The organism is Phormidium tenue FACHB-1050, from assembly GCF_014696925.1.
Lineage (GTDB): Bacteria > Cyanobacteriota > Cyanobacteriia > Pseudanabaenales > Pseudanabaenaceae > Pseudanabaena.
In genome coordinates this window covers 1-8,363 of the sequence record NZ_JACJQY010000083.1, presented here as the reverse complement: position 1 = coordinate 8,363, position 8,363 = coordinate 1, and the positions used below count along the sequence as shown (strand labels likewise).

General features: G+C 42.3%; 7 protein-coding genes. All 7 read left to right on the top strand.

From position 1 onward, the window contains the following. Positions 1–599: 599 nt before the first annotated feature. The 7 genes from H6G05_RS24720 (at position 600) to H6G05_RS24690 (ending at position 8,073) form a co-directional block, all read left to right on the top strand. Positions 600–1,124, top strand: coding sequence for a hypothetical protein (locus H6G05_RS24720; RefSeq protein ID WP_190582613.1), 525 nt, complete (start codon positions 600–602; stop codon positions 1,122–1,124). Between the two features lie 215 nt (positions 1,125–1,339). Continuing rightward, positions 1,340–1,564: an Hfq-related RNA-binding protein gene (locus tag H6G05_RS24715; RefSeq protein ID WP_094534012.1), complete on the top strand. Its 225-nt coding sequence runs from the start codon at positions 1,340–1,342 to the stop codon at positions 1,562–1,564. A 199-nt stretch (positions 1,565–1,763) separates the two neighbouring features. Continuing rightward, the gene (locus H6G05_RS24710) at positions 1,764–2,534 is read left to right on the top strand and encodes a Uma2 family endonuclease (RefSeq protein ID WP_190582611.1); all 771 of its coding nucleotides are present in this window, start codon (positions 1,764–1,766) and stop codon (positions 2,532–2,534) included. Between the two features lie 140 nt (positions 2,535–2,674). Continuing rightward, on the top strand, positions 2,675–3,790 hold the full coding sequence (locus H6G05_RS24705) for a hypothetical protein (protein ID WP_190582609.1): 1,116 nt from the start codon (positions 2,675–2,677) through the stop codon (positions 3,788–3,790). Between the two features lie 157 nt (positions 3,791–3,947). Then, complete coding sequence (locus H6G05_RS24700; protein WP_190582607.1) at positions 3,948–5,825, top strand: AMP-dependent synthetase/ligase; 1,878 nt, start codon at positions 3,948–3,950, stop codon at positions 5,823–5,825. 154 nt (positions 5,826–5,979) lie between these two features. Further along, positions 5,980–6,435, top strand: coding sequence for a YlqD family protein (locus H6G05_RS24695; RefSeq protein WP_094534004.1), 456 nt, complete (start codon positions 5,980–5,982; stop codon positions 6,433–6,435). Between the two features lie 63 nt (positions 6,436–6,498). Further along, positions 6,499–8,073, top strand: a complete 1,575-nt coding sequence (locus tag H6G05_RS24690; RefSeq protein WP_190582605.1) for a B12-binding domain-containing radical SAM protein — start codon at positions 6,499–6,501, stop codon at positions 8,071–8,073. Positions 8,074–8,363: the final 290 nt, after the last annotated feature.

Here is an 8,363-nt window from a genome sequence, read left to right as displayed (position 1 = left end):
GAAAATCTACCTATCATTTTTGATGAATATCTTCCTAAATGGAATTATAGAGCTATTCCTCAAAATAACTGAAATGCATAAGTTATTTATTTTTCATTCCTTAGTAGATTAAACAAAAAACAGAGGAGACGCAAAACGTCTCCTCTGTTTTTTGAGTTAAGTCGTTACATATCTGTAAAAGGTTTCACAATTTTCCAGAATGTGTAAGGGACACCAAGACTCAAAACAAAACAAACTGCGAGTTCTGCCATAGGTCAAGAGACAAGTTTTGTATAGCGAAGTTTTTGATCTGTAGCAGATGCCACTAGATAGATCTTTAACCATACAACCTTATTTGCATTTTTGCTATCTCCAGTCAGGCGATATTTTAACCATTTTTCCGACAAACTAAGTGGAGCGTTTTGATCTCCACTTAGTTTGTCGGAATTTATCGTAAATTCTTTCGCCAAACTCCCCAACTTGTGATAGTCTGTCTCCCTGACGGGGTTACTCCGAAAACTAAAGCCGTTTACAAGCGATTACTGACTCATTTGTAAACAAAAATTCAAAATCAGTAAAAAAACTAAGTAAATCGTTTCTCACACAAGGAAGTGATATCTGTGAAAAATCTAATTAACCTAAATAAAATTTTGCTTGGCTTGACTGCCGTGGGTTGCTTGACAGCGATCTCGGCTCCTTCAGCTCAAGCCCAGCCTGCTTATGGTAGCTACGTAGGTGCAGGTGCTAGCTTTGGCTTTACCAGTGGCAATAGTAGTGCTGGTGAAAGCTCTCGCACCTCTGGGCTAATCGCGGCTCGTTATAAGTTTCTTGAATTCCCTGTTTCCGTCAGAACCCAAATTTTGATTGGTAATAGCACCGCAGTTGTACCAACAGTTTCCTTTGATGTGCCATTAAACTTTGATACTGATGTTTATATTGGTGCAGGTGTAGCGCTTTCTAATACCGTTGATACAACTCCTGTAGGTAACAGAAATAGCTTTGTGATCCAACCTGGTATTGATTACACAGTACCTAATAGTAATCTTGTCCTATTTGGTAATGTGATCTTCGCTTTTGATGCCTATCGCAATTCTCCAGGGACATCGGCAACTTCTTTACAAACTGGTTTGGGCTTACGATTCTAGTAAAGGCAGTCCCTATCATGTCCCAACAAAATAGTGTAAAGGCAGCCCCACGGGCTGCTTTTATTTTTAAGGATTAGCGACATTGCTTAGCCTTTTCTCTAAAGAACCCATTTTTTGTAGCGCGGCGTAGCCGCGCCACAAAAAATGGTTCTTTATTTTGCGTAAGTCCTACAAATTAAAATGATAATATTCGTAAAACTGTCCTAGGTAAGACGATGAGCGCACCAACAGCAACTAAGATCGGACTCAATACCGCTTTGCCCAGTATTCGTCGCATTCATGCCATTATTCGCGACAAAAACGAAGTGGAAATTAAACTGGTTACAGGCGATCAACTACGCGGCAAAATTGTCTGGATTGATGATCAATGCCTTTGCATGGATGCATCGGGACATAAGATCGTGATTTGGCAACATGCGATCGCCTTTATCAAAGGCTAATTAATACCAATTCACGAAAGTGTGGCAACACTTTTGTGAATTGAAAACCAAACCCAGTAAGAGTTTTAAAAACACAAAATGGCTACGCCATTTTGTGTTTTGGTATAACTTTTGTAATCTCTGCGATGGTTCTATTGGCTAACCAGTTAGTACACACGCGCCGCGTGTGTACTAACTGACTAGAGTTTTTGGAGGATATATGGTTGCGACACCGTCTTCTATTGTCAAATCTCCCCTCGTGATTAAGTGGGAAAAATTGCCAGATGATCTGCCTTTAGAGGAAGAACCTGTGGAAAATGAAGGGCAGCCACTTTTGGCAGGTGCATTGCGCGAAAGCCTAGAACTGGTAGGTTTTATTCAACCTGAGATGTTGATTTCGTCTAATTTTGGGCTATGCGCTACGGTCAACGATACGATCGCGATCAAGGCTCCTGATTGGTTGTATGTCGCGGATGTTCAAAAGTATGAGGTGATTCGCGATCGCCGTAGCTATACACCCACACTTGAAGGGGCGACACCGACTGTGGTTATGGAATTTTTGTCCCATAGCGATGGCGGCGAATATTCAGTCAAACGGACTTTCCCCCTTGGCAAATGGTTTTTTTACGAGCAGATTTTACATGTGCCTGTATATGTGATTTTTGAGCCAGTTACAGGTGCACTAGAGGTCTACTATCTACAGGGCGATCGCTATGAACTCGCCCAACCAAATGCGGAAGGGCATTTCTGGATCGAGGCGATGAAGTTGTATTTGGGTGTATGGCAGGGGGCTAAAGAACAACGTGATGGCTATTGGTTGCGTTGGTGGGATGAGTTAGGTAACATTTTGCCTTGGGCTGTGGAGATAGTTGCACAGGAGCGACAAATTGCCGAGCAGGAGCGTTTACGTGCTGAGCAGGCAAATGAACGGGCTGAAAAGTTAGCCAATTATCTGCGATCGCAAGGAATCAACCCCGATGAATTGCCCTAAGTGGAAATCTACAGCAATTACCGCTCAAACGAACCTCAAGAGATTTTTTAAAAGTGTTGCAAAGCAACACTTTTAAAAAATCTCTTGAGGTTCGTTTGAGCGCAAAGCGCCACCTTTTTGAATCAGCAATCTAAATAATCATGAAAGCGGAATTTTATTACAGTCAGCGTAAGTATGAATGCATGGTTGTGATGCTTTCCGATGAGCGAGGGGAGAGTAAAGAATTACGTATCCGCAATCATGAAGGCGAAATCTTAGCTGTCAGGCAAGGGCAGAAAACAGCTTTGCGTGGTAAAAGTCGGGCGACTTCGCAGGAAGTCGATATTTTAAAAAACAACTATTACAACCTCATCAAAGCTGCTGTAAATGCGCTCGATCTTGCTGAAAAATACAAGCTGCTTAAGGATAAAGACGAAGAAATTCGTCTGCTTAATGCAGAGATTGCCATTTTTAAAGAAAAAGCTAATCTGTCGGACGAAGAACGAGGTGAAATCTTACAACTCCGAGATCAAATCAAAACTTTATCTGATCACCAACATATTCCCGCCTTTAATTATGATGAGCGCGAGACTGAGGCAAAACTAATTAAAAGGCTGGGATCAAAGGCTTGGCAAGAGTTAGAAATATCTAGCAAAAACGATCTATTTAGTGCCTATAAACATAAGTATTTGGTTGAGTCAGATATTTTTACAGAGGATTTTTCGGACTATAAACCCTCATGTTTATATATTGCTAGTGTGGTCGAGAGGGAAATTGTGCATTCTTTTTATAAGAGTTTCTATCACTTTCTTTGCCAGCAAAATCCCATGCAAAGAGATTTTGTAATCGCGGGAGTAATTCTCAAAAACAGAGGCAGATATACTATCGGCAGTTTGCCCTATCTGATTGCTAAGGAATGGGATACTTTTAGTGATGAGATTTTAAATAGGGACAGTTTATCTAATGCCGATCGCGATCGCCTTTACTATCACAAAATTAACGATCAGAAAATATCAACTAGCGATCGCCAAGTAGTAAATGAATTTTTAGAACAGTGGGATCACCCTGTTTCTAGTTGGCTCCTAGGCAATCAAAAAGCAGCTAGTAAAATTGACCAAATTGCTAAATTACGAAATTTGACGGCACATCCTATGCCAATATACAAATGGCAGTTTACAGAATTGTGGCTTCTCGTGATCGGTGGCAAAACTAAAAGCGGTCGTAACCAAAAAGGTTTACTCAAAGAGATCTATGAAAAACCAAATGGAATCCATTGAAAAATATCAATTAAATAAAGAACCTATTTTTTTGTGGGGAGTCAAAGCGCCCCACAAAAAAATAGGTTCTTTATTTAATTCTTAAGTTAATGCTTGATTTTTAAGTACAAGTCCTAGTAATCAAAAATAATTAACCATTAGTGAGAGTAATTCTTGTATGGCAACATCCTTTCCTCCTTCGCAAGCTTCTAGCCTCTGGCAACTATGGGAACAAGGCGCAAAAAATCATCCCGATACGATCGCCCTCCATGATCCCCATGCAAAACCACCTGTCAGAGTCTCCTATAAAGATACATTTGAGCAAATTAATGCTTTTGGGGCAGGCTTGCGATCGCTAGGCATCCAATTTGGAGAAAAGGTAGCCCTAATTGCTGATAACTCGCCACGATGGTTAATTGCTGACCAAGGGATTTTGGCGATCGGTGCGGCAAATGCCACCCGTAGCTCACAAGCTGAACGTAGCGAATTGCTCTACATCATCGAGCATAGTGATAGCGTGGCGATCGTCGTCGAAAATCTTGCCACTCTCAAAAAACTAGAACCTGAACTGCATACTTTACCCGTCAAGCAAATTATCTTGCTATCGGACGAAACCCCACCTGAAGGAGCCTACAACTTTCAGCAATTACTCGAAAAGGGCAGCAGCAAAGATTTAGGCAATCCCCCCATTCAACGCGATACCCTTGCCACACTGATCTATACATCAGGTACAACGGCTCGTCCCAAGGGCGTAATGCTTACCCATGGAAACTTCCTATATGAAGTCCAAGGGGCGCAATCAGTTTTGCAACTGCAAGTAGGCGAAAAAGTTCTGAGCATTTTGCCAACATGGCATTCCTACGAGCGCACCTTTGAATATTTCATCTTTTCCCAAGGTTGCACTCAGATTTACACCAATCTCCGCACGATCAAAAAAGATCTCAAGGAACACAAACCTGACTACATGGTCGCCGTGCCGCGCCTATGGGAGTCCATCTATGAAGGTGTGCAGAAAAACTTTCGCGAACAACCTGCAAATAAGCAGGGGCTGGTCAAATTTTTCTTCAATGCTAGTCAGAAATATATTGTCGCTAAGCGCATTTTCCAAGGATTAAATGTAGAAAATCTCTATCCTTCCCTAGTCGAGAAATTGCTTGCCTTGCCTTCGGTGATTGGACTATGGGCTGTTCACAAGCTTGGAGATAAATTGGTTTATCAAAAAGTCCGTGAAGCAACGGGTGGCAATTTCAAATATATCGTCAGTGGTGGTGGCTCGATCGCCGAACACCTCGAAGACTTCTATGAAATTGTCGGCATCGAGATTTTAGGTGGCTATGGCTTGACTGAAACCTCCCCCATTACCCATGTGCGCCGCCCAAACCGTAATATTCGTGGTGGTGATGGACAGCCATTTCCTAATACGGAAACTCGAATTGTTGATATGTCTACCAGAGCTGATGTACCAGTGGGACAACAGGGATTAGTCCTAATTCGCGGTCCTCAAGTAATGCAAGGCTATTATAAAAACCCTGAAGCCACGGCTAAGGCGATCGATCCTCAGGGCTGGTTTGACACAGGCGATTTAGGCTATATCAGCAAATGGGATGACTTGGTAATCACAGGTCGGGCAAAAGATACGATCGTCTTGACCAATGGCGAAAACATTGAACCACAGCCCATTGAAGATGCTTGTATTCGTAGTCCCTATATCGATCAGGTAGTACTAGTGGGACAAGACCAAAAGCAGCTAGGAGTTTTGATCGTTCCCAATCTCTCAGCTCTAGAAGCCGCAGGATTGATTCCTGCTGACTCAACTCTTGCTGATATTTTGCCTGAGTTGAATCATGCAAAAATTCGGAATCTTTACCGTGAAGAACTCAACCGCGAAGTCCAAAACCGTCCAGGCTATAGCATTAACGATCGCATCGGCGTTTTTGAGTTTTTACCTGAACCCTTTACCATCGATAATGGGTTCCTAACGCAAACATTCAAGATCCGACGTAACATCGTATTTGAGCGTTATCAAGATATTATTGTCAAAATGTTTACTTCATAATGTGAAAGCGGCTGCGCCGCTTTCACATTAAAAACTATTTCATGATGTGAGAGCGGCTTCGCTGCTTTCACATTAAAAACTACTTCATAATGTGAGAGCGGCTTTGCCGCTCTCACATTAAACACTACTAAATTTGGAGATAAGTGTGAATTCGATGGATTTTTCTAATCAGCTCTTATTGCGTCGTACCGCCAATATTCAAGTCATTGTGACGCAGCGCTGGAAAGAGGAAATGCAGCAACAACTGCAACAACAAATTGCTCAACTTGATGCTCAAGTACAGCAAGTCGATGCTCAAGGCTCACGCCAAATCAATGAAATTGAGCGTCAAAGCATCAAACCATTTTCTGCCGAAGTTTCCAATGCGATCGAAGGTATTCGTGCAGAAATGAATCGGGTTAAAGCCGAATTACTAGACCAAAAGAATCAATTACTCACGCAATTAACCCAAGTTCAAAATCTGGAACTTGAACAAGAAGTTTCCCAAGGGCAACTTGACAGCTACTTCCCTGCTGGCAAGGGTGACAATTTAATTGCTCAGATGCGTGTAGAAATTGTTCTCCGTGATGGCATCATCGAAGATATCCGTACTGGTTTCCCTGCTGTCTAAATTTTAATCGCAACCCCCATTGGGGGTTGCGATTAAAATTATCCGCCCACTTACAAAAAAAGCATGAACGTTCTACTGGTTTACCCACTTTTTCCAAAAACATTTTGGTCTTATGAAAAAATCCTAGAGCTAGTAAATCGTAAAGTGTTACTACCGCCTCTAGGCTTGATTACAGTTGCGGCGATCTTGCCCCAAGAATGGAATTTTAAGCTGGTCGATCGCAATGTGCGCTCAATTACCGAGGCTGAGTGGCAATGGGCGGATATGGTGATTTTGTCAGCGATGATTGTTCAGAAAGATGATTTGTTATCTCTGATTAAAGAAGCGAAACAACGCGGTAAAAAAGTTGCCTGCGGTGGTCCCTATCCCACCTCAATGCCCGAAGATCCTCAAGCGGCGGGTGTGGATTATCTAATTTTGGATGAAGGCGAAATTACTTTGCCCATGTTTGTCGAGGCGATCGCCAAGGGTGAAACCAGTGGCATTTTCAGAACCAGTGAAAAGCCTGATGTCACTAGTACGCCCGTACCACGCTTTGATTTATTAGAATTTGATGCTTACGACTCGATGTCGGTACAGTTCTCTCGCGGTTGCCCCTTCCAATGCGAATTTTGCGACATTATTGTACTTTACGGACGCAAGCCCCGTACTAAGACTCCTGCCCAACTATTAGCCGAACTTGATTATTTATATAGCCTCGGTTGGCGGCGTGGCGTGTTTATGGTAGATGACAACTTTATCGGCAATAAACGCAATGTACGCTTGCTCTTGCTTGAACTGAAGGAATGGCAAAAAGAACATGGCTATCCCTTCCGTTTTAATACTGAAGCTTCCATCGATTTAGCCGCCGATCAAGAACTCATGGATCTGATGGTGGAATGTTATTTTGATGCGGTGTTCCTCGGCATTGAAACCCCTGATGAAGATAGCTTGCAGATGACCAAGAAGTTTCAAAATACCAGATCATCCTTACTGGATTCCGTTGAAGCCATCACCAAAACAGGGATTCGCGTCATGGCAGGATTCATCATCGGTTTTGATGGGGAGAAAAAAGGAGCAGGCGATCGCATTGTCCGATTTGCCGAACTAACAGGTATTCCTACAACCACATTTGCGATGTTGCAAGCATTGCCCCATACTGCTCTCTGGTATCGTCTCGAAAAAGAAGGAAGATTAAGAACTCAAAATGGGAATTTAAATCAAACTACTTTGATGAATTTCGAGCCAACCCGCCCCGTCGAAGAGATTGCTCGCGAATATGTGGAAGCCTTCTGTGCTTTATATGAGCCTCATGCTTACCTCGATCGCGTTTATAGCTATTTCTTAAAGTTGGGTGCACCGAGAATCAAAGCTGAAGCAAAATTGCCTACACTTACCGATCTCAAGGCTCTAGCGATTATCGTTTGGCGGCAAGGGATTAAACGCAATACCCGTTGGAAGTTCTGGCATCATCTATTTAGCATGATCAAGCGAAATCCTGCGGTATGGGAACATTACCTAATCGTTTGCGCTCACAATGAACACTTCATGGAGTATCGCGACATCGTGCGTCGTGAAATTGAATCGCAGCTAGCTGCTTATTGGAAAGAAGAAGAACGCATTCAGAAATCAGAACAGAAATCAGCGATCGCTGCTTAATTTAGTATTCAAAGGCTGGCTTTGTCAGCCTTTGAAAAAATTTCTTAGGTTTAGTTTTAAGAAAGTTCAGTATTTAGTCACTAGGTAATTAAAAGAGAAATTTTGAAAGCATCACGAAACTGTGGCTTAAAAAACTTCTCTATGATAATTGAATCCTCTATCAGTTTCACATATTTAATTCGCTCATGTAGGGAAATAGGTGGAAGGAGGAAAAAGAAGACGACGCAGAAAGTCAAAATCAATCCAACGCAGATTGTATGACCACTCAAACATGGCTACATACAGATACA

What these genes read in the sequence shown, in the direction of transcription:
- H6G05_RS24700 (WP_190582607.1), top strand. Translation starts at nt 3,948, where the DNA reads ATGGCAACATCCTTTCCTCCTTCGCAAGCTTCTAGCCTCTGGCAACTA.
- H6G05_RS24695 (WP_094534004.1), top strand. Translation starts at nt 5,980, where the DNA reads ATGGATTTTTCTAATCAGCTCTTATTGCGTCGTACCGCCAATATTCAA.
- H6G05_RS24710 (WP_190582611.1), top strand. Translation starts at nt 1,764, where the DNA reads ATGGTTGCGACACCGTCTTCTATTGTCAAATCTCCCCTCGTGATTAAG.
- H6G05_RS24705 (WP_190582609.1), top strand. Translation starts at nt 2,675, where the DNA reads ATGAAAGCGGAATTTTATTACAGTCAGCGTAAGTATGAATGCATGGTT.
- H6G05_RS24715 (WP_094534012.1), top strand. Translation starts at nt 1,340, where the DNA reads ATGAGCGCACCAACAGCAACTAAGATCGGACTCAATACCGCTTTGCCC.
- H6G05_RS24690 (WP_190582605.1), top strand. Translation starts at nt 6,499, where the DNA reads ATGAACGTTCTACTGGTTTACCCACTTTTTCCAAAAACATTTTGGTCT.